The sequence below is a fragment of the Paenibacillus sp. TY11 genome (genome assembly GCF_059772165.1).
In genome coordinates this window covers 66,190-86,712 of record NZ_JCBAIQ010000010.1, presented here as the reverse complement: position 1 = coordinate 86,712, position 20,523 = coordinate 66,190, and the positions used below count along the sequence as shown (strand labels likewise).

General features: G+C 47.5%; 19 protein-coding genes and 1 pseudogene. 3 read left to right on the top strand and 17 right to left on the bottom strand.

What is annotated here, in order from left to right; genetic code table 11:
* Positions 1–38: 38 nt before the first annotated feature.
* Genes AC6EJC_RS13245 through AC6EJC_RS13230 form a run of 4 tightly spaced genes read right to left on the bottom strand, consistent with a single transcriptional unit; the run spans position 39 to position 3,939 of the window.
* Complete coding sequence (locus tag AC6EJC_RS13245; RefSeq protein WP_444954352.1) at positions 39–737, bottom strand: TetR/AcrR family transcriptional regulator; 699 nt, start codon at positions 735–737, stop codon at positions 39–41.
* Positions 738–779: 42 nt separating this feature from the next.
* Positions 780–2,123 carry an HlyD family secretion protein gene (locus tag AC6EJC_RS13240; RefSeq protein ID WP_444954351.1) on the bottom strand — a complete coding sequence of 448 codons (1,344 nt, stop codon included), beginning with the start codon at positions 2,121–2,123 and terminating at the stop codon, positions 780–782.
* Between the two features lie 50 nt (positions 2,124–2,173).
* Positions 2,174–3,190 (bottom strand): ABC transporter permease, encoded by a 1,017-nt coding sequence (locus AC6EJC_RS13235; protein WP_444954350.1) that lies wholly within the window; start codon positions 3,188–3,190, stop codon positions 2,174–2,176.
* The gene (locus AC6EJC_RS13230; protein WP_444954349.1) at positions 3,187–3,939 is read right to left on the bottom strand and encodes an ABC transporter ATP-binding protein; all 753 of its coding nucleotides are present in this window, start codon (positions 3,937–3,939) and stop codon (positions 3,187–3,189) included. The genes AC6EJC_RS13235 and AC6EJC_RS13230 overlap by 4 nt, the downstream gene beginning before the upstream one ends.
* Positions 3,940–4,357: 418 nt before the next feature.
* Here AC6EJC_RS13230 and AC6EJC_RS13225 point away from each other — a divergent pair, with 418 nt between their 5' ends.
* A complete protein-coding gene (locus AC6EJC_RS13225; protein WP_444954348.1) occupies positions 4,358–4,921 on the top strand; it encodes a spore coat protein in 564 nt (187 codons plus the stop codon).
* A 726-nt stretch (positions 4,922–5,647) separates the two neighbouring features.
* Here the strand turns inward: AC6EJC_RS13225 and AC6EJC_RS13220 are convergent.
* Both AC6EJC_RS13220 and AC6EJC_RS13215 read right to left on the bottom strand, forming a co-directional pair.
* Entirely contained in the window at positions 5,648–7,807 is a 2,160-nt protein-coding gene (locus tag AC6EJC_RS13220; RefSeq protein WP_444954347.1) for a serine hydrolase domain-containing protein, read from the bottom strand.
* Positions 7,808–8,534: 727 nt separating this feature from the next.
* Positions 8,535–8,678, bottom strand: a pseudogene (locus AC6EJC_RS13215) (MFS transporter); the annotation flags it as partial.
* A 196-nt stretch (positions 8,679–8,874) separates the two neighbouring features.
* On the opposite strand from AC6EJC_RS13215, the gene AC6EJC_RS13210 reads away from it, so the two are divergent.
* Positions 8,875–9,333 (top strand): Rossmann-fold NAD(P)-binding domain-containing protein, encoded by a 459-nt coding sequence (locus AC6EJC_RS13210; RefSeq protein WP_444954346.1) that lies wholly within the window; start codon positions 8,875–8,877, stop codon positions 9,331–9,333.
* An 89-nt stretch (positions 9,334–9,422) separates the two neighbouring features.
* Here the strand turns inward: AC6EJC_RS13210 and AC6EJC_RS13205 are convergent, their stop codons facing one another.
* The 10 genes from AC6EJC_RS13205 to AC6EJC_RS13160 all read right to left on the bottom strand — a co-directional run bounded on the left by AC6EJC_RS13205 (position 9,423) and on the right by AC6EJC_RS13160 (position 16,385).
* Positions 9,423–9,563 (bottom strand): hypothetical protein, encoded by a 141-nt coding sequence (locus AC6EJC_RS13205; RefSeq protein WP_225999856.1) that lies wholly within the window; start codon positions 9,561–9,563, stop codon positions 9,423–9,425.
* Positions 9,560–9,982: a DedA family protein gene (locus AC6EJC_RS13200; RefSeq protein WP_444954345.1), complete on the bottom strand. Its 423-nt coding sequence runs from the start codon at positions 9,980–9,982 to the stop codon at positions 9,560–9,562. Before AC6EJC_RS13200 ends, AC6EJC_RS13205 begins: the two co-directional genes overlap by 4 nt.
* The gene (locus AC6EJC_RS13195) at positions 9,979–10,197 is read right to left on the bottom strand and encodes a hypothetical protein (RefSeq protein ID WP_444954344.1); all 219 of its coding nucleotides are present in this window, start codon (positions 10,195–10,197) and stop codon (positions 9,979–9,981) included. The genes AC6EJC_RS13200 and AC6EJC_RS13195 overlap by 4 nt, the downstream gene beginning before the upstream one ends.
* Positions 10,175–11,398: an MFS transporter gene (locus tag AC6EJC_RS13190; RefSeq protein ID WP_444954469.1), complete on the bottom strand. Its 1,224-nt coding sequence runs from the start codon at positions 11,396–11,398 to the stop codon at positions 10,175–10,177. The genes AC6EJC_RS13195 and AC6EJC_RS13190 overlap by 23 nt, the downstream gene beginning before the upstream one ends.
* A complete protein-coding gene (locus AC6EJC_RS13185; RefSeq protein WP_444954343.1) occupies positions 11,398–12,531 on the bottom strand; it encodes an MGDG synthase family glycosyltransferase in 1,134 nt (377 codons plus the stop codon). Before AC6EJC_RS13185 ends, AC6EJC_RS13190 begins: the two co-directional genes overlap by 1 nt.
* A gap of 22 nt (positions 12,532–12,553) precedes the next feature.
* Complete coding sequence (locus AC6EJC_RS13180) at positions 12,554–13,255, bottom strand: polysaccharide deacetylase family protein (RefSeq protein ID WP_444954342.1); 702 nt, start codon at positions 13,253–13,255, stop codon at positions 12,554–12,556.
* Positions 13,256–13,285: 30 nt separating this feature from the next.
* Positions 13,286–14,452 carry an MGDG synthase family glycosyltransferase gene (locus AC6EJC_RS13175; protein ID WP_444954341.1) on the bottom strand — a complete coding sequence of 389 codons (1,167 nt, stop codon included), beginning with the start codon at positions 14,450–14,452 and terminating at the stop codon, positions 13,286–13,288.
* Between the two features lie 24 nt (positions 14,453–14,476).
* Entirely contained in the window at positions 14,477–14,998 is a 522-nt protein-coding gene (locus tag AC6EJC_RS13170; RefSeq protein WP_444954340.1) for a phosphatase PAP2 family protein, read from the bottom strand.
* A complete protein-coding gene (locus AC6EJC_RS13165) occupies positions 14,976–15,614 on the bottom strand; it encodes a YqaA family protein (RefSeq protein ID WP_413232181.1) in 639 nt (212 codons plus the stop codon). The genes AC6EJC_RS13170 and AC6EJC_RS13165 overlap by 23 nt, the downstream gene beginning before the upstream one ends.
* A gap of 141 nt (positions 15,615–15,755) precedes the next feature.
* Complete coding sequence (locus AC6EJC_RS13160) at positions 15,756–16,385, bottom strand: YkoP family protein (protein ID WP_444954339.1); 630 nt, start codon at positions 16,383–16,385, stop codon at positions 15,756–15,758.
* Positions 16,386–17,716: 1,331 nt separating this feature from the next.
* Here AC6EJC_RS13160 and AC6EJC_RS13155 point away from each other — a divergent pair.
* Positions 17,717–19,510, top strand: a complete 1,794-nt coding sequence (locus tag AC6EJC_RS13155) for a response regulator (protein ID WP_444954338.1) — start codon at positions 17,717–17,719, stop codon at positions 19,508–19,510.
* Between the two features lie 178 nt (positions 19,511–19,688).
* On the opposite strand, the gene AC6EJC_RS13150 is transcribed toward AC6EJC_RS13155, so the two are convergent.
* Positions 19,689–20,507 carry an alpha/beta fold hydrolase gene (locus AC6EJC_RS13150; RefSeq protein WP_226000989.1) on the bottom strand — a complete coding sequence of 273 codons (819 nt, stop codon included), beginning with the start codon at positions 20,505–20,507 and terminating at the stop codon, positions 19,689–19,691.
* Positions 20,508–20,523 lie beyond the last annotated feature (16 nt).

The window sequence follows — 20,523 nt, the reverse complement described above, 5'->3', positions numbered from 1 at the left end:
GGAAGACTGCCGAAATTCCAACAGCCTCTATTTTTTCATTATTCGCTTCCTTCGTTTGAATTCGTCAGTCCGTGCATCACAAACTGAACTGCGGCTTCAATCTCATCGTTGCTGACCGCTGATCTATTCAACCATACAAAGTTTGAAATGAAGAAGCCTCCAAAAAAAGTGAACAGCGCCTTCAAAATCATCTCATTTGGAAGCTGGATAAGCTCACCTTGGGCTTTAAAATAATCCACTACCCGATTTATACGCGGAGTAATGTTCTCTTGGAACAGTGGAAGCAGTTCGTTCCTGAGTTCTTCCCTATAAATCAACTCCTTCACGACGACCTGAAAAATTTGCCGGTTCTCCATTATAAATTGGGTACGGTTTTTGAAAAAAGCCATTAAAAAGTCTTTAAAAGTAGCCGTTTTTTCTGTAAAAATCTCGCGAAATACTTCATCAGCCAAACTCGGCAGAGCGCTTTTGATAAACGGGAAGATAATCGAAAACAACAGTTTATCCTTGGTTCCATAGTGCTTAAATATGGTACCCTCCGATACCTCAGCCAGCTTGGCAATTTCTGCTGTAGAGGTATTGGAGTAACCCTTTTTGGCGAACATGCCAATGGCCACTTCAAGAATTTTCTTCTGTTTAGCGCTTTGTTTAAGGCTGGATTCCTTGGCATAAGCTATAATCTCATCAAACAAATTATTTTGAGGCAACCAGATTTCACTTCCTTTCAGTGTTTCCATTATAGTCTGCTCGTGAAAACAAATTCAAAACTATCTTCTGCCTCATTCGTCAGCTTCCTTCGCGGTCAGAGGAACTGTCACCTCGGCCGGCATGCCCGATTTCAGGACGCCGCTTTCCTCCTTGACCGATACCTTCATCTCGACAGCGGTCGGCTCCGTTGAGCCGCTCTGTTTGTCCTCTGGCAAATATTCGTCTTCCAACGCAATATAGCTGACTCGTCCTTCCAGCTTCCCTGCCGCCGAGCTCACTGACAGCGTCTGGTTGTAGGTGACCTTATCCAAATGCTCCACCGGTAAATACACTACAACCTGCAAATCGTTTGCCGCGATGTCGGCGATCTGACTGGCGACATTCACAACATCGCCTAGCTCATAATTTTTGCTTACAATAATACCGGTATCAAGCGCCCGGATAAAATAGCTGTTCAACTTGCTCTCCGCCTGCCGCAGTTGAGCCTTTGCCTGGTCCAGATCGGACACTGCCTCACGAATAGCCTGCACTGTGGCACCATTTTTCAACAATGCGAGTTGCGCCTTAGCTTGGTCCACCGCCGCTTGGGCCGCCTGGACGGCCTGCTTGGTAGGACCCTTCTTCAGAAATGCAAGGCTGGCTTTCGCCGCTTCATAGTTAGCCGCGGCAATACTGACCTCTTGAGCCCTAGCGCCCTTTTCGAGTTGAGCCAGCTGCTGTTTTGCATTGTCGAGCTGAAGCTTGGACGTAGCAAGCTGATGCTCGGCCATGTCCAGTTTATTTTTGGCAGCATCCAGCTCACTCCGCGAAACAACTCCCTGATTGTGTAAGGTCAGTGTAATTCCATAGTCTTTTTTGCTTTGATCATACAGCATCTGCTGCGTGTCTACTGCTTCGCTGGCGACGGATATATTATTGCGGGCCTGCGCTATCTGCTCGGTCCGATTTCCTGCTGCGACCAAATCGTATTGGGCTTTGGCTGCCCGCACCTTTGCTTCCGCCTGCTCCAGTTCTTCGGGCCGGGAACCGACCTGCAGCTCCTCCAATTTGGCCCTAGCGGCATTAACTTGGGCTTCAGCTTGGTCAATTTCCTGCGGGCGCGCCCCCGCCTTCAGTTCCTCCAAAGCAGCCTGTTTAAGATTCACCAAGGCCTGAAGCTGCTCTACAGAGTGCTGCTGACTTTCATGCTCAATAACGGCAATAACATCACCCTTTACAACCGTCTCGCCCAAACCCTTTTTCATCTCGATAATTTGGCCGGATACTGTGCTCGTAGCCGTTATAATTGTATTTTCAATCTCGCCTTCCAACGTTAAAGTGTCCGAATCTCCGCCAAAAAGAGAGCCAGGGCTGCCCGAGCACCCCGTCATCAGCAGCAGCGCAAACACTGTTCCCCATGCCTGTAGCTTTTTCATGTGATCACCTCAGAAAAGATATACATGCTTGATTAGCCCGTATCGAGCTGCTAGATTTTACGGTATTTTTTTAAAGCGAAGGTATTCACCACAAACAGAACCAGACATAAGCCAAGTAGAACCCCTACATCTCCAGCAATGTCTGAAAATCCTTTGCCGCGGATCATAATCGTCTTCAGTGCATCCACCGCATAGGATAGCGGCATGATGCGGCTCAGCGCCTGCAGCCATACCGGCATCGCCGTAATATCGAACAGCCCGGAGAAAAAGACCTGCGGTACCAGCGTGACCTGGATCAGCTGAATGACCTGCAGCTCGTTATTGGCCAAGGTCGACAACGAAATGCCCATTGAAAGAGCAGCCATCGCGGTCAGAATAGTAACCAGCAACACCAACCCGTAGGAACCGATCATCATTACGTCAAGAATATTAATCGCAAACCAGGCCACCAGCGCGGATTGAATCACTGTAAAGAAGCCGAAGCCCAGCAGATAGCCGAGCACGATTTCCCACCGGTACACTGGTGTCGTTAGAAGCCGCTCCAAAGTACCGGAAGTCCGCTCGCCGAGGAAAGCCACGCTGGAAATCAGGAACACGAACAGAAAAACAAACATTCCGATCAGGATGGAACCGAAGTTATCAAACGACGACATTTCCTCATAGCCGTATACATACGTGACATCGGGATGGACCGTCGGGGTGGGACCCTGACTTGCCTTCTGGATCACCGCCAGCACGGCCTGATTTTTATTCGGATCGCTGCCCTCCAGCTCGATTTGCGGAATACCCCGCTTTAGCGTAATGACGGCATCCACCTCGGAAGCTCGGAGGGCTTCATGTGCCTCGTATTCGCTGTACCGGAACACTTTCGCGTCCTGATTTTCCAATTTATATATAAAATTGGACGGCACATGGACAGCCCCGATCTTTGGATTATAATCCGATCCGTTGAAAATGAAGGAAAGCAGCGTCAATACCAGCATCGGCACAAAAATCATCATTATTACAGTGCGGGGGTCATGTCGCAGCTGCTGTAATATGCGTAAGGTAATGGAAAAAGTTCTCATCGCCGTTCACCTATAAAATACAGAAAGGCTCCTTCGATCGTCGATGAGGAAGCCGCGGCCTTCAGATCACACGGCGAACCTGACGCGATCAGCTTACCATCGCGGATCATGCCAAGCTTGTCACATCGTTCCAGTTCATCCATGACGTGGGTTGTCACGATGATGGTTGTTCCGTTGTCGCGAAGCTTCCCAAGCTCCTCCCAAATCGACATCCTGAGCACTGGATCAATGCCCACCGTAGGCTCATCCAGGATCAGGATAGGCGGTTCATGAAGCAGTGCAATCGCAAGGGACAGGCGGCGCTTCATGCCGCCAGAGTAGTGTTTGACCTGCCGGGTTATAAAAGCCGTCAAATCGACCAACTCCAACACTTCCTTGATACGCTGCTGTTTTTTGGCGCGCGGCATTTTAAACATGGAAGCAAAAAAATTTAGATTCTCCGCTGCCGTAAGCTCCCCATACAGAGCATCAGCCTGCGCCATATAGCCAATCTTCTTCAGCATGGACAGTAGGGGCATCTTCTTGTCAAGCACATACACTTCGCCGTTTGTAGCCTCATCCACGCCAGCAATCATTTTGACCAGTGTCGTTTTGCCGGAGCCGGAAGGGCCGAGTATACCGAAGATCTGGGAATAAGGAATGTCCAGATTAATGTTAAAAAGCACCTGCTTCTTACTAAAAAAACGGTCGACGTGATTAATACGGACACAGGAGGCCTGTGGTGAAGCTTCCAAGGTTAATTGTTCCATAAGTTTCCCCGCTCCAAACAAAATTAAGTAAATACTCACAATAAAGTGAGTGATCACTCATTAGTATTATATATAATTCTGTTTTTACGTCAATATATATTGTTTGAAAATATAAATGTGGTTAAAACTTTGTTCTTGTCATCCGATTTTTTGCCCTATATATATGTGGGGACATTTGTGTCAATAACCCATTATGTAGGCAGATTTGTGCATTTTTTGCGTGACAAAAATTTACCTATGCCTTCCCTCCCTTTATCCATGGACTGAATGGAAGTAAAGATTATTGAAATTGATCACCTAAATAATGTTTATTAGTATATGTCCAGTAAAGTAGAGTTCTCCTCTTAATGTAAACTGAATAAATAAGAATTTGCCGTAAATCCTATCTAGGTAACCAATTCAAAGGAGGAAAGGCAAAATGCAATTAACCGTACGTGAAGCGCAAGATCTACATGAATTGGCATTAAGTTGTGTAAATTCGATAACCAATATGGCTTGCTTTATGAACCAAGTTCAGGATGCTGAGTTGAAATCCATATTACACAAACATTTTCCGCTTCATATTAAGGATTACAACATGAAAGTGGAGTATTTAAGTAAAGCAGAAGGGGCCTCTTCCGAGTTCCCGGTTCCCGATCTGCAACCAATACTTCAATCATTTACTCAATCCCAAGCCAGTCCAATTCCAGTAACCCCTCGAACTTCTGTACAGCAATTTGATGATCGAGAGATGGCTACAGCATACCTGCTAACTTTAAAAAGAGCAGGCAGGGAATATGCGTGGTCCGCGATGGAAATGAGCAATCCCGATATAAGGATTTTTTTAGAAGATGTGTTTCGAATGAGTTCACGCCATGCTTATGAAGTGTGGCAATGGATGGTCAAAAAAGGCTATTACCCTCTAGAGGCCGCTCCTAGTATGACTTTAACAACTTTAGGAAATATGTATCAATTGGTCAGAGAGCCAGTTCCCGTTCAGTAATTTGATTTAACAGACGAAGAGAAATGGGTAGTTTTTCAGCGGGTTCGTGATCAGATTGAGAGAACCGTTTGCTGAGACCAACAAATAACGAAAGACAGTAGCAACTCAATAAGTTACATCCCTAATGTCGAAAACATGAGACAACAGGACGATCCATCCGCTCAAAGATCAAAGAATCCGGACCTTCCAGGAAACCTCCAGACCGACTTCCAAAAAAGAAACAGCAGCAGCCATTGACTAAAAAATAAAGTCATAGACTGCCGCTGTTTTTTTGAACTATCGTTTCCCGTTAGCGGAATAACATTAACGAAATTCTGATATTTTTGTACAACAGTCTTAATGTTTGATTTTCCTTGAAGTCTTTTTTAAATAGAAATTGTAGGCTGGTGCAATGTGTAGGTTAGTAATATTACGTTGTCTATACCTACTATGTATTTCTAAAAATTCATATATCTTCTTATTCTCTATATCGAATTTGCGTCTAACCTATTTTACCCATTTCGGCGGTAAACAATCTGTTGGCGGGAGTGGTAAAGAAGTCGATAGTAGAGCTCGACCGACCGAATATAAAATACGCCGTCGTTATGCCCCTCGTGCATCTTATCTATTTTGATGTCGTTTTACTCTGAATGCGGACATATGTGCCTCGATTGCATGAAACGACGGTTAATCACAGCAGAAACCGACATCCGCCCTCAAATAAAGGACGCGATGTCGGCTTTAAACTTAACGGCCAAACTCCTTATCGATTATTTTATTGTGAGCCGGCGCCACTTCCGGGGCTACCGAGTTGATGCACGTTACCAAAATATGCTGCCCGCCTAGAGATCCGCCGGCTCTCGATTCAAATCCGAAAGTACCGCCGGCATGCCCCCAGTAGGATTGCCCGTCCGCTGTTTTTACTTCATAAATCCCTAGTCCGACCTTACCTAAAGGTGAATCTACTGTTGTGAGCATCTGGTCCATCATCTCTTGATTTAGAAGCTTTCCGCCCAACAGCGCACTGAAGAAGGTGGTCAAATCTTTGGTTGTTGAGACCATATCTCCGGCTGCATTTGCAAATGATTGATTCATTTCTGTTAAATCATACAAATGACCCGATCTGTCCATATTATATCCTGTGGCATGCTTACCCGGAATATCGTGACTATTTTCCATTACAAATGTCCCTGTCATCCCGAGCGGTTCGATGAACCGTTTCCTGATCTGCTCCGCATACGTATCTCCTGTTACCTTCTGAATAATTTGACCGGCTAGTATAGTATTCATGTTGGAATAGTTCCAGCCCTTCCCTGGCGCAAATACAGGCGGCTTTGAAAGTCCCAAGCTGATAAGCTCATCGGTGGAATAGTAACGGTATGGATTTTGAGGCAAGGTAATATCTCGAAAATTATTATCAGTATAGCTCGCAAGCCCACTTGTATGGTTCAATAACTGACGAATCGTAATTTTGTTGGCGTCATACCCGTTACCCTTTATGACCCCCGGTAGCCATTTTTCGACCGAATCATCCAGGTTCAATTGTTTCTCCTCAGCCAACTGCAATACAACGGTAGCAGTGAATGTCTTCGTGATGCTTCCAATACGGAATGAAAAATCCGGCTCCACCGGGCGTGGCACTTCGAAACTGGCAGTACCCGTAGCGTAGGACCAACGTTCCCCATCCTGTAGCCCGCCTGCTACGACACTTGGAACTCTTTTGTTGGTAACTACTTGATCCATGACGCGTTTGACTTCTTCCCGATGCTTGCTTTTCTTTTCTTTCTCGTTGAGTTCTTTTTTGGTTTCTTTTGCGAATTCCGACGCTAAAATATTGTCGATATGTTTAACCGCATCTCCCAGTACATTGATATTTATCGAGATGACATGTTGACCGTCCTCCGTTCCGCCTGCGAAGTTGGTGAATCCAGGAATACCTCCTCCATGTCCCCATACGATGGTGCCGTCCGGTAGCTTTGTTTGGTGTATGCCAAGTCCATACTTTCCATATGGGGAGTCGGCTGTGCTGGTCACCATCTCTTTCTGCATCTCCGGTATCAACAGTTTTCCACCCAATAAGGCGCGAAAAAACGTCGTCATGTCTTCCCCTGTCGAGATCATGTCTCCGCCGGCGTTAGCCCACGATGGGTTCATCACAGTAATATCTAATAATTTATTTCCCATGTCGAAGTAGCCGCGGGCATTTTTTTTCGGAATATCCATCGAGTTACCGGGGAGGAACGTTTCTTTAAGTTGAAGCGGTTCAATAATTCGTTTCTTAATCTGCTCCGCATATGTTTCCCCGGTGACTTTCTTGATAATGAGGCCAATAATCGCGTAATTCGTGTTCGAGTATGCCCACCCTGTTACCGGCTTTAACTCCAAGCCGCGGGCGATTAACTGCTCAGCTGTATAATTTTCGCCAGGATTTGTGAGTAATTTAGTCTTGAGTTCTGGAGTCAAGTAGTCTGGAAGTCCGCTTGTTTGATTTAGCAATTGACGAATCTTAATTTTATTGCCGTCGTGCCCATTGCCCTGTATGAGCCCCGGCAGCCATTTCTCCACCGTATCATCAAGGGACAGCTTCTTCTCGCCAGCAAGCTGCAAGGCAACCGTAGCGACAAACGTCTTCGTTGTACTTCCGATCCGGAAAGAGGAGTCGGCGTCCACCTTATGGTTTCTTTCGATATTCCCTTCACCGGAAGCATATGACCAACTCGCATCTCCTTTCTTCACGGTAACGACAACGCCTGGAATATTGTCGGTATTGGCAGCTTTATCGATTGCTTGATAGGTTGCCGTCTGACCCGCTGCGTGGACAGTTCCATAAGCAGGGAATATCAGTGTACCCGCCAATATAGCTGTTAAAGTAAGTGCAACTCCTTTTTGAATGGTGAATGATTTCATAACGCAATCGCTCCTATTATTTTAGAATGTTGTGCTGCTTTACCCCCTCACTTTACCTCCGATATTGTTAAATCGAACAGTGATAAAACCGCCAAGCTTTTGATGACATCGTACTTGGACCTGTCACATATACCGCATGACAAACTGTCAACTGTCTTATATGACGTGCTTGCTAAGATAGGGATCTCTAGTACAAAAGGTGTTAGGACAACAACCTTTACCGATAGGCAAAAAAACATGCCCAGAATGAGTTGTTGTTCTAACTATGTTATTTGATAGAGCTCATACAACTTAGTTAGCAATGGATAAACTAAACTACCACGACAATTAAACAAGAAGACTTCACTGGAAATTCCAGCAATTCATTTAGCAGCAATCTCCAAATTCATTGCTTCTTGTCATCAACCTAATTTTCTGAAATATCATTGATGTTGTACTTTTTGATTTTCCCCGGAGGTGCCGAAATTCTCCAACCCGGCCATACATTTTTTTGATAGCATTCGTAACGCTTTTGTTTCTCAACTCCCCCTGCTTCAGTGTACTTTCTTTTTTGATTGCAGTCGGAGAATGTTTCTTTACAGTTTTCTTTTCTTACCGTACTTTTGATTTTTTGCGCTCTTCTTTGGCTATTGCTGACGCCGTATATTAGAAGCTACTCGTTCAGTTTTTGTATTTTGAAGCTCCATGCTTCGGCTTCCAAGTCAATTCATGCATCCACCTTGCTTTATTTAAAATAGCCGACCAGAAAACTAGGAATATAGATTGTAAAAGCAACGAAAGAGCCGAAGGTGATGAAGTAAAAAATGCTGAAAAACCACAGCTTTTCGTTACGATAAACCTGCTTGAGCTGATACTTCCAGGAGCTTCGGACGTGTTCTTAGGTGCCTTACTTTTCTTTTGGCTAATATTGGGCAGTGAGTTTACACCCACTGAGAACATAGCTCAGCCTATCCCAAGAAAGAAGCTCCCGACCGCAAATCCAGAAAAGTATAGGCTCCGGGAAGCCGTTCATTACCACGGGTCACCTTCACAAAAATGGACATACCGTGGACCATGCAGTGCTTGCAATGGCAGAGCGGGGTATTCGGGCATTCATCGTCACGCTTTCACCGTCCGTGCACGGCGAAGGCGATAGGGCCTTTGTACCGATGATGATCAACATCGCCCGGGAGAAGGGCTTCGCCGCCTACATCGGCGACGGAACGAACCGCTGGCCGGCGGTTCTGTACCGACTGGCGCTGGAATCCGCCCCGGCGGGCTCACGGATGCTTGGCGTCGGCGATGTAGGCATTCCGTTCTTCGAGATCGCCGAGGTCATCGGGCGGCAATTGAACGTGCCGACGGTCAGCACCACACCTGAAGAAGCTGCTGCCCATTTCGGCTTTCTAGGCCCCATTGCGGCATTCGACATCGCAGGCGTGTTCAACACTGCGCAGGCGAGTCTGGCAACACGGGAGCTTCTGGGCTGGAAACCGATGCAGCCCGGACTGATCGCCGATCTCGAAGAAGGGCATTATTTTGCATAAAAAAAGGAGGGTGTACCAACAGCCTTAAATGGCTGCTTGGGACACCCCCTTATAATTACTTCGACTTTAGCTAATTGCATCTGGCTGGACTATGTTGTGACGATCGTTGCGCTGAATTGAACTGCTGCGTCCCCATTCGGCAGGAGAAGATGGGCGGCCAAGTCCGACTTCTCCAACACGGTTTTGCCGTCCGGTAGCTTCTTCCGCATCATCATATCGCCGTGATTCACTTCCCTCCGCTCCTTACGTTCCCTTTACTGCGACTCCCCCTCGAGCTTCGAACTTGAACCAGCAACCACACCCCCGCGAGAAAAGCCACTCCGATAAAAAAGAACTTCAAATATTGCTCAATGATGCTGAACATATATTGCCACTGCTCCCCGAAGAAATAGCCGATTGAAAAAAATGCAATGACCCATAGAGCGCCCTCGGTATAGGCATATAGGAGCACTTTGCAGTACGGCACCCGGATAATGCCGATAAAATAGCCGATAAACTGCCGGACTCCAGGAATGAAGAAGCTGACCAGCAGCAATCGGTCCCCGTATTTGTCATAGTAGCGGCGCGTCTTCTCGACCAACTCCTGCTTGAGGAAGAGCCAGCGGCCGTAACGCTCGATCACAGGCATACCTGCCTTGTAGCCAATCACGTACGTGATGGTGACCCTATAATCGATCCCGTCAGGGCCATCGCAATAGCCGACAGCCCATGAAGCACATCTTTAGAGGCTAAGAAACCGGTATAGGTCAAGGTGCTGTTGCCCGGCGGAATGGGGAGCGCGATGAAGTCCAGCGGCAAGCCGATGAGCAAGACCAGGTATCCATATTCGTGAAACAATTGTTCAACTAACCCGATCAGGTCCATGAGCATTCTCCCTCTTGTGCTGCAAAGTCCCGCCAGCCGAGACAAGCTTGTTTTGCGGCAAAATCAAATAAAAAAGTGCAAGAACCGCCAGTAAAGCAGCGCTGATGCTAATGGCAGCGGCATTCGTATACTGGCTGGCTATCCATCCCCCGATGACCGGGCCAATCATAATACCGAGCCCTTCAATCCCGGAGAGTACTCCCCACCCGGTCCCCTTCTGATCCTCCGGAACAAGGTACGACAGCACCGCATTCCAGGCCGGAAGCACGGCTGAGTAAGACAATCCCAGCATAAAGGCAAACAGCATCGTTAATGCAGGCGGCGGCATGGATACGATTAACAGAGCCAATACGACCGTAAGCGATACGAAACCGGCGAACAGCATTTGCTTGTGCCCCCATCGATCGGCCAGCTTCCCCATCGGGACAAGAAACAGCATCGCGCCGGCCCCGCCTAATATGAGCATTAGCGAATATTGCGGCTGGCTCAGACCGAGATGGTCAGCGGCAAAACCGGGCAGTATCGGCAGCAGCAGTCCTGCGGCGGTCATCTGCAGGACCATGCCTGGCAGCAGCCATTTCAGCTGAACGAGTCTTCTTCGCAGTCCTGCCGCTTGTTCGGCAAAGCTGACGTTCTGGAGATGCAAAGGGGTTGTTCTGTTAATCCCGAACGATGCGATGCAGCCGACGGCGAGCAGCGCAACCATCAGCCGGAAGGCAGGTTCGAAGCCATAATCGAAGGTGAGATTGATTGTGACCGGCCCCAGACCGATGCAGGCCAGCCACACGGTGTATATCGCCCCAATCTGGGCCGCCCGCTCCGTCAGCCGGATTTTCTCCAGACAAATGAGCCATATAGGCGACGCCCCCATCCCAAGCATCACGGAACCGGCAACGAGCCCCCAGGCATACGGACTAAAGAACACGGCGGCTAGTCCGGACAGCATCAGGACGAAAGTGGCGGGCAGCAGCCAGCGCAGCGAAAACCTGTCCAGCAAATATCCAGCCACACATTTAATCAGCGTATCGGCTGTATAATGAAGCGAGACGGCAAGACCGACCAAAGCAACGGTTTGCCCCGACTCGTTGACGGCAAAGTTCGGCAGGAACGAGAACAAGAAAGCGCTTCGGACAAACTCTGTGCAAAAAAGCACCGTGAACAGCGTCAGAGTAGAAAGCTTGAACGCGCTCCTCCCGCTCATCATATTCCACCCCTTCTTAAGGGACTTGCCTCAGGAAACAAATGCCGGACAATATGGTCCGCAGCCGTTTTCTGCCTTGCTGCGAGCAGCCCGTTCATCATCGACTGCTTGATCGGCTCAGAGGAGATCATCGCTTGTATCTGCAACACCAGATCATGAATCGTAAAGGCCACGACTGCCGCTCCTTTGCGCTGCAAATACAGGGCATTTTCCTTCTCCTGCCCCAGAAACGGATTTAGGATGAAAATCGGAACCCCGGCCTGAATCGTCTCGGATAGTGTAACGCCTCCCGCTTTCGTGATGACGCAGCAGGCGCTGCTCATCAGAACATGCAATTGATCGGTGAAGCCGAATACATCCACTCTTGCATCATCCGCCCAGCTCTCCGCAAGCCTCCGTCTCCATCCTTCCTGCCGGCCGCAAATCACTTGAATGCGGACGCCTGACAAGAGCAGCAGCTTCCCGATGAGCCTCGATAGCGAATGCAATGTGCCGCAGGCGTTAGCCATAAGCAGAATCACATGCTCATCTGCTTCTTTAACGGAGCCGGAACCGATCATTGCCGCATCATAAAATGACTCCCTGACCGGAATTCCGGTCACGGTAATACGACTCTCGGGGACGCCCTGCCTGACCATGGCCTCTTTCACGTCGCTGGCAGGGACAAAATAATGATCCGGCTTGGCGAACAGCCATCTTCGGTGAACGTCAAAGTCCGTTATGACAACAGCAGTCCGGGGACGGATCGCAGATAATGCCTCGCTGCTTGGCAAGCTACCGAACGGGAATGTATAAATGATGACTTCCGGCTGGTACTGGAGGATGATTTTCTTGAGCCTGTCGCCGCCAAGACTGTTCATCCAGGCTGCGATCTTTCCCTTCATGGGAAGCTGGTTGGTCAGATGGTAGGTCCATCCGTAATAGGGAATGCCCAGGCTGGCTGCATACGGGCTTTGCCGGTACAGAAAGCGGATTATTTTGTTCAGCACAGGATAAGCTTCCCGGAACAAGTCGACAACCGCCACCTGGCTATAACCATTGCGAATCAAGCTTTGCTGCAACACCTTGGACACCTGATGATGACCTTCTCCGTAATCGGCCGTTAAAATTAAAATTTGCGGTTCCTGTCCCACTATTGTCACCTCATTTCATTTGTCAAGCCATTTCATCTAGACGAACGAATTGCAAGTTGCGTCCCTGTAATTGATGCAGTACTTCCTCCAGAGCCCGAAGCATAAAATATGGCGCGTGACGGTCCGCTCCCGGCGAATCTCCGCTGTCATGCAGCAAAATAACAGATCCGTCCGTAATTCCGCTCAGCAGCGTTGCCTTCAGCTTCTTGCGGCAGCTTCTACTGCGCCAGTCCCCCGCCTTCAAGGACCAGAGTACGATGCGGTACGATTTGGGATGAAAGAAATCGAAAGCGTTCATGAGCCCCCATGGCGGACGATAGTGATCCGGCCTTTTTCCAATTATGGATTCAATAATATCTGCGGTCCGTTTCATATGATCACGCCGCACCGTCCAGGGAAGCATCAGCCAATTGGAGGTGTGATCGTAATTGTGGATTCCAATCTGATGACCTTCACGATCCATTCTTCTGATCAGATCCGGGTGCAGTTCCGCCTGCGAGCCAAGCACGAAGAATGTGGCCTTCACTTGATAATCCTGCAATAAATCCAATAATTCCGGTGTATACCTCGGATGCGGCCCATCGTCGAACGTGAACGCTACCTGGTTCTTGGTCGTTCCCTTACGAAAGGCTCCAAATCTGATCATTCGTGGCAAAAAACTAGGAATTAGCATATACAGACTGATGAAGCCTATGAGCCCAATCAACAAATATTTAACAAGCAACGTCTTTATCCCCCTTAGTGAAAATTAAGCTTAAGCATACTGCTGCAAGGAGCAAACCCATTTTTCTTCCTGTGTATCTCTCTGCATGCTCAGAATTTGCATGACCGCATGTCTGGCGGAATCCTGCTGTCTGCACAGCCCTGCTTTCTCCCTCATTTCTTCCAATAGGGAAGGCTGTTGAACCAGCCGCTGAAGCTGATCCTGCAAATTGTCAATCTGACATAGATACGCTACTCCCGCTTGAATCAAATAATCGGCATTATCCTTTTCCTGCCCCAGCCGTGGCTCCAGCAGCAGCATGGGAAGCTGAAGCGCCAGCGCTTCGGAGGTCGTCAGTCCGCCCGGCTTGGTAATCAATACGTCTGCGGACGCCATCCATTCATGGATTCCCTCCAGGAAGCCTGTCAGCATGACGTTATCCCTGTCTCCCAACGCTTCATGCAGGCGGTTCAGCAGCTTCACATTGCGTCCGCATACGATGACAAATTGCACGTTAGGGGGAAAAGAGTCAGATTGCATTTGCTCGATGAAGGATTTATCGATAATCCCGCAGCCGCCGCCCATCACCAGCACGACAAAGGCGTTAAGAGCCAAGGCCAGCTTCTCGCGCAACCGGTCTTTATTGTCGGTCTGACTGTAGGATGGGCGAACAGGGATGCCCGTTACAGCAATTTTGTGGTCAGCAACGCCTTTTCTCTGCAGAGCTGCATGCACGCCTTCGGAGCCAACCAGATACAGATCCGTAAACGGATGTATCCAATAGCTGTGATCGGAATGGTCGGTAATGACTGTTGCCGCAGGCAGATCCGTCATCCCTTTTTCCTTAAGCAAGGAAATGGCGGCTGATGCCAGCGGGAACGTGCTGACAATCAACGTCGGCTGTTCCTCATTCAGAAGTTTAAGCAGCCGCTGCAGGCTGGTCGTGAGAAAATGCTTCAGGAAGAAAGTAAGTGTACTGTCCGTCCGGGTCTTCTGATACATATATCCGTATGAGGAGGGAAAATGCTTCACCCATTGCAGGAAGCAATACCGTTCAACCACATGCATGCGGGGATGGATCCATTGCATAAAGTCGACCACCTCTACTCCCAGTTTGTACAGCACCGATGCCTCCAAAATCGCCTTGGCCGCCTGCATATGTCCATCCCCGAGCGCGCCGGACAGAATCAGCAGCTTTTCCCGTTTCATGCTATTCATCAACAATCGCCTCCTTCGTGAAATTTAACTATGCAAGAACAAAACAACCAGCACTGCCGTTAGGAATCCGACCATCCCACCAGCCACACAATCGATTGGATAGTGATAGCCCCAATAAACCCGGGATATGGCCACCAACAAGGCCAGACCAATCAAGATAAGCATAATTGCCGGCGATGAGGCCAACATAAAAGGTGTAACCAGGGCGAAAATAGCGGTTGTATGGCCGGATGGGAAGGAATAATCCTTCAACGGGAATTTGCCTACCTTTACCTGCTCCAGCTTGCGGAAAGGCCGGTCTCTGCGCACCTTTCTCTTGATCAGGACAGCAACGATATGGCTAACGACCAGTGCGATCAAGCTTTGCAGCCCGATTCTGCTGAACTCCCCCTCGGCGAACCATGCCAAGGACACTGCGCAAATGATGGTAAACAAAGCTCCGCCCAAATGGGTAATCCATCCGAACAATCGGTCCAGGGCCCGACTACTCAGCCGATGGTTGCACCAGAAGAACATCGTTTGATCAATTCGCCTTATCCACTGCATCCTGCTTTCCGCCTCCGTTCCCTGTTTTTTCGATCGGTTGATGTTCATCCCTTATCTTCCTCCACTCAGACAGCTTCCGTATCAAGAACCATATTGCCGCAATCGCTACACCAACGCCCACCAGCATAATCGTGAGAACTTGGTTCACCATATTCTCTGCCGCGCGGCCATATATATAGAAGAGAAAACCGACTACATAAAACTTCACCGCCCGGCCAATGGCCGCATAGCTGAGCAGCTTCCATAACGGATAATTCATGCATCCGGATAAAATCGTAAATATTTTAAACGGGATCGGAGTGAACGATCCGATCAGGATTGCGGCCTCGCCGCGGCGGGCAAATAAGTCGCTTGCCGAATCCAGCCATTTTTTCTTCATTACACTGCCCAAAACATGCTTTCCCGACACCTTGCCGATCCCATAACCGATCGGTGTCCCAAGCAGGCTTCCGGCAAAGCCAACCGTAGCGAGCCATAAAGCCGACTCCGGTTGCACCGCGCTTAAAGAAAGCTGCAGGAAGAACGCCGGGATGGGGAAGATAATCGCATCGAGCATAGCGTGAATAAAAAGTCCCGTCGCTCCGAAGTTCTGTAAAAATTCCATAATTTTATCCATGAATGCCTATCCCGCCTTTGTTACAGAGCATGATGAAAAATAGGTTGCCTCCGGGTGGTATGGGTTTCCAATCGCTGTGTTCCAACTCCATACCGCCCTCCAGGAACTTACTCACCACGCTCTTAGTTTCTTTTGTTTTAATTAATTGGAGCTTGATTTGGGTAGACATAACTCCTTTGAAACGGACTGTCTCTTCATCGTCATAAATCGGTTCCTCAGCGAGCTGCGGGAGTGAATCAGCATCATCGGTATCAATTGTTCGGTCTTGCGGCCAATCCGCTTCTTGCCTTCAGGGTGCATGACGGATAACAATAATCGTAGATAAGCCGTTGTAATGCGTTGGAACAGATCGGACTTCAACGGTTGTTGTTCGAAACCAAGACCATGTGTCAAACCACGATGAAGCAGCGTAATGCCGACTAACGCCTTCACCTCTCTGAACTCCGGCTGACTTGCGAATGCCTCGCTGATCTGCTGCATGGATTTCCGTGTAAGCCGGGCCGTCATGAGCGCCGCGCGGTCTGAGTCTTCGGATTTGATCAGCATCAGAATCGTTTCATTATTGAGATGAAGTTCCCCGACCAGATCGCCTTTATCGATGATGGTGGAGTCCGCACAGACGATGCTCTCCCCTCGGTGTTTCTTAATCATGACTTTGCAAATTCCAAAGTGCGATGTATGCGAGCCGCGAAAGCGTGAAATCCAATCGAACCCTCTTTCCCACACCATCCAGACCGCCTGCATTGAAGATTTGCGTAAACGAAGCAACATTGATCCAACCATCCCTCATTCTTATTTTAATCGACAAATTTCATTGAAATTGTCAAACTGAAATAATATTTCTATGTGAATTCCTTATTTCTGTTAACTTTATGATAGAGGATTTAACCAAAAGAGCATACGGGCTGAGGTACTGGTTGGTGGCCCGTCTTGAGGCGGGGCCGGATACATCCGGTTGCCTACTGTCTATGATTAAGTATGAAAAACAAAGCATAATTAAACGTAAAGAAATTCTTAAGAAAAGGTTAATTTCGTTTGGGGTTGGGGGGGCCGTCACCCAATTTGATGCACATCGCTGATCGCTCAAGTTTAATTTGATATATAAGTGCGACCAAAAATAATTTCGTTACATGCTAGTTGAGATTCATTTGTACTACTAACAATCAAATCAGGTAATACTGATAGGATGGCTTCTCCTTCTGAAAAGTCCGGATGATCCGAATCACATCGGTACGATGCTGATCGGAAACCTTCAATTGAAGCAGTGTGCAGCACGTGCCGGGAAAATGACGGAAAGTCCCCTCATAGACATCTTCTTCAACAAACCCTGCAACCTAAGGATTCGTCGCCCTCTTACGGCCGAAGCTAAACAATTCGTTCAGTTCTGCGTCTATTGCCAGAGAGGCATGGTATAAGGAGCGGCGGTAAACTTTTTGATCAGCGTTGTGAACTATGTGCCGGTATCGGTCAGCAACACATATCGATAAAGCCGGTAGCCTATACGCTTCCATAAGGAAGCCGACAGTATTCTTTTACTGTCAGTATCCAAATATCCCCCATCCCCCTTTTTGTTTAACAGTTTAAGGAAACACTCAAACTTTGGTAAGGTAAGTATCAGAGTAGCAAATAGGTCGGAATGGTATTGAAAATCTGCCATATACTAATTCTGATCTTCGATGTTTCGTAAGGGGCGATTTCTTGCCGTCTGACCCTCTGCGTGGACAGTTCCATAAGCCAGTGTACCCGCCAATATAGCTATTAAAGTAAGTGCCACTCCTTTTTGAATGGTGAATGATTTTATAACGCAATCGCTCCTATTATTTTAGAATGTTGTTCTGCTTTACCCCCTCACCTTACCTCCGATATTGTTAAATCGAACAGTGATAAAACCGCCAAGCTTTGATGACATCGTACTTGGACCTGTCACATATACCGCATGACAAACTGTCAACTGTCTTATATGACGTGCTTGCTAAGCTACGTTTCTAACCGCTGTTACCCCACCCTCTTTCGCTTGACGGATCGGGAAGTTATATTGCATGATAGGTCTGAATCATTCGGAAATTGGTTTGCAAAAAAATATAAGAAGGTGTGCGTAATTCGTGTTCTCGATAATGAAAAAAAGGTTCTGGTATGATTGGATACTTGTGGCCATACGAACGCTTTGGCTGGTCATTATCGCAAGCGCTGGTTTTGTCGATCCGTCATTGACCGTTGTGTCGCTTTGGGTTGTACTTTCTCTCGCTTTCGTCGTTTATCTCGTTCCATTAATCATCCTCTATAGGAAAGAAGACTGGTATCTCACAATCGAAGTCACGGTAACGGGCTTTTTTTATCTTTATTTAGCCTACGCAGCCCCGGGATTGCTTTGGTCTTTTGTTTTACTCGTGATAACCATCGGCTTGACGAGCAGTCGAAGAACCTATGTGTGGACAGGTATCCTTAGCGGAATCGTATTCCCGGTATTGAACGGTTGGATTGCTGATCGTCTCCCGTATGAGTTTATCGTTAGCTGCAGCCTTGGTTTTGCCATCGGCTTCGCGTTTAATATTTTAATTCAGTCCCATAAGCAAGCCCGAATTATTCAAGAGCAAAAGCTGTTGCTGGAGCAGCATATTAAGCGGATTGAGGAACTTACGCTGATGGAGGAGCGCAGCCGGCTGTCACATGAGCTGAATGACACGATTGGCCATACGCTTACCTCGCTCATCGTCGGCGTCCAATCACTGCGATCGTCCGTACCAGATGCGCAAATAGAGAGGATCGATTCGCTTGTCGGAATCGCCCAACACAGTCTGGTTGATATCCGAAAGCATCTGCATCAGCTCTCTCATACTCCGTTGAACCATTCGTTAAGTGAATCGCTGCGGCAACTAACTGAAGATTTTATGAAGTCAACAGGTATAACGGTCAAATTCCGTGTGATCGGCAGTGAGACTCTCGTTATGCAAAAAATAAACATTTGTTTATATCGTTGCCTTCAAGAGTCTCTAACCAACGCGGTTCGGCACGGCAAGGCGAGCGTAATATCCGTTCAGTTACATTTCAATAGTCAGCAGCTTCGATTACAGATCGAAGATAACGGCATCGGAATGGAAGAAATCCAATTTGGATTTGGGCTCAATGGAATGAAGGAACGACTTGAACTATTTCACGGCACGGTGTCCGTGCATTCCGAGTCAGGACAAGGAACTTTCGTCATATGTAATATTCCGTTGCAGACAGAGCCTGTACATGATGCGATTCGCCTGCTGATCGTTGATGACCAGGTGATCATTACCGACAGCTTGAAGCAAATTTTGGATCAACATGCTGATTTTAACGTCGTTGGTACAGCCAGGGACGGGCGCGAAGCATTAGAACATTGTGATCGCTCCCAACCAGATATTGTGCTAATGGATATTCGTATGCAGGGAATGGGCGGGATTGAAGCTTTAGTTGAGATGAAACAACGATGGCCTGATATGAAGGTTGTATTCATGACAACGTTTAAGGATTCCTTGCAGGCAGCAACTGCATTGGAGCGCGGGGCAGAAGGCTACATGCTGAAGTCGATTCATCCGCGGGAGATGAAGGAAGCCTTGAAACTTATTTATAATGGAGGAACCTGGATCGACCAATCGGTCGCTACGCGAGTTTTTGAAGAGATGAAGCGTCAACGTGAGCAGTTGGAGAGAATCGGTTCAAGTCAGGGAAACTACCCGTACGGGCTTACGAAACGCGAGATGGAGATTCTGGAGCATCTGTCGAGCGGACTGCGCTACAAATCGATCGCCGCCAAGCTATTTTTATCGGAGGGAACGATCCGCAATTACTGCTCGATTCTCTACTCGAAACTCGGCGTCAACAACCGTGAAGAAGCAATAGAAATGGCGCGAATGAAAAATATCGTGTAGCTGGAGAATTCCCGATGGTACTCACGATATAGGGGTCACCTCACGAAACGGAAAAAATCGTACGCTAAGCAATGCGTTGCAGAAAAAAACCGGACCCTTACAGGGGAATCCGGTTCTCGTCATAGCAGCAAGTGAAGTTGAACTATCGTACCCGTTAGTTCAATGGATTAATATACAACTAAAATCCAAACTCTGTTACTCTTTCAAGCCACTCACGCATAAGTGACTCAAATAATAGAGCCTGTTCAATCTGAAGATTATGGCCTGCTCGATCTAGAACAGCAAAGGTTGCTCTAGGATAATTGTCTAAAATTCTGAAAGCATCTATGTAACCAACGACTGCATCTTGTCGCCCAAGAGTAAATACTGTTGGTTTATCGAAAACTAATTCATCTATATTGGTGGAAAATGCATAGTTGCTTTGAATCTTGCTAAGAAAATCGTAGTCAGCGATCTTACAACCTGCCACTATCTCTTCAGAATACCTTTTCCAATTATATTCATTGAGAACGACCTGATTTGCGCTAAAATCACTTATTTGCTCTTCACTTAAGGTGTCCATAAACTCGCGATCACAATGAACAACAAAATGCTCAGGAAGTATTCTTCTTTTGTGTTCAGGAATAATTAATGGACAAATCAGTGCAGCTCCACCAATACGATCTTTATGTCTATTAATTATTCCTCTTGTAATATATCCACCGTATGATTCGCCTGCTATGAGATAATCTTGGTTTGGGACAAGAGTTTCAATAAAATTTATAACTGCTTCCAGCATATCATCTGAATTACATATTTGATCATAATCCTTTGTTTGTCCCATTCCAGGCAGGTCAAGATAGATACGACGCCAACCGGGGATATCTTCAAATATCGGTTCCATACACCCACTCATTAACCGATGATCTGGTGTAAAACCATGAATCATTATAATCGGTTTGCCTTTACCAATTTCTTCGTAATATATATTGGCATTCTTGACTTTACAATATGGCATACAGACTCCTCCAATT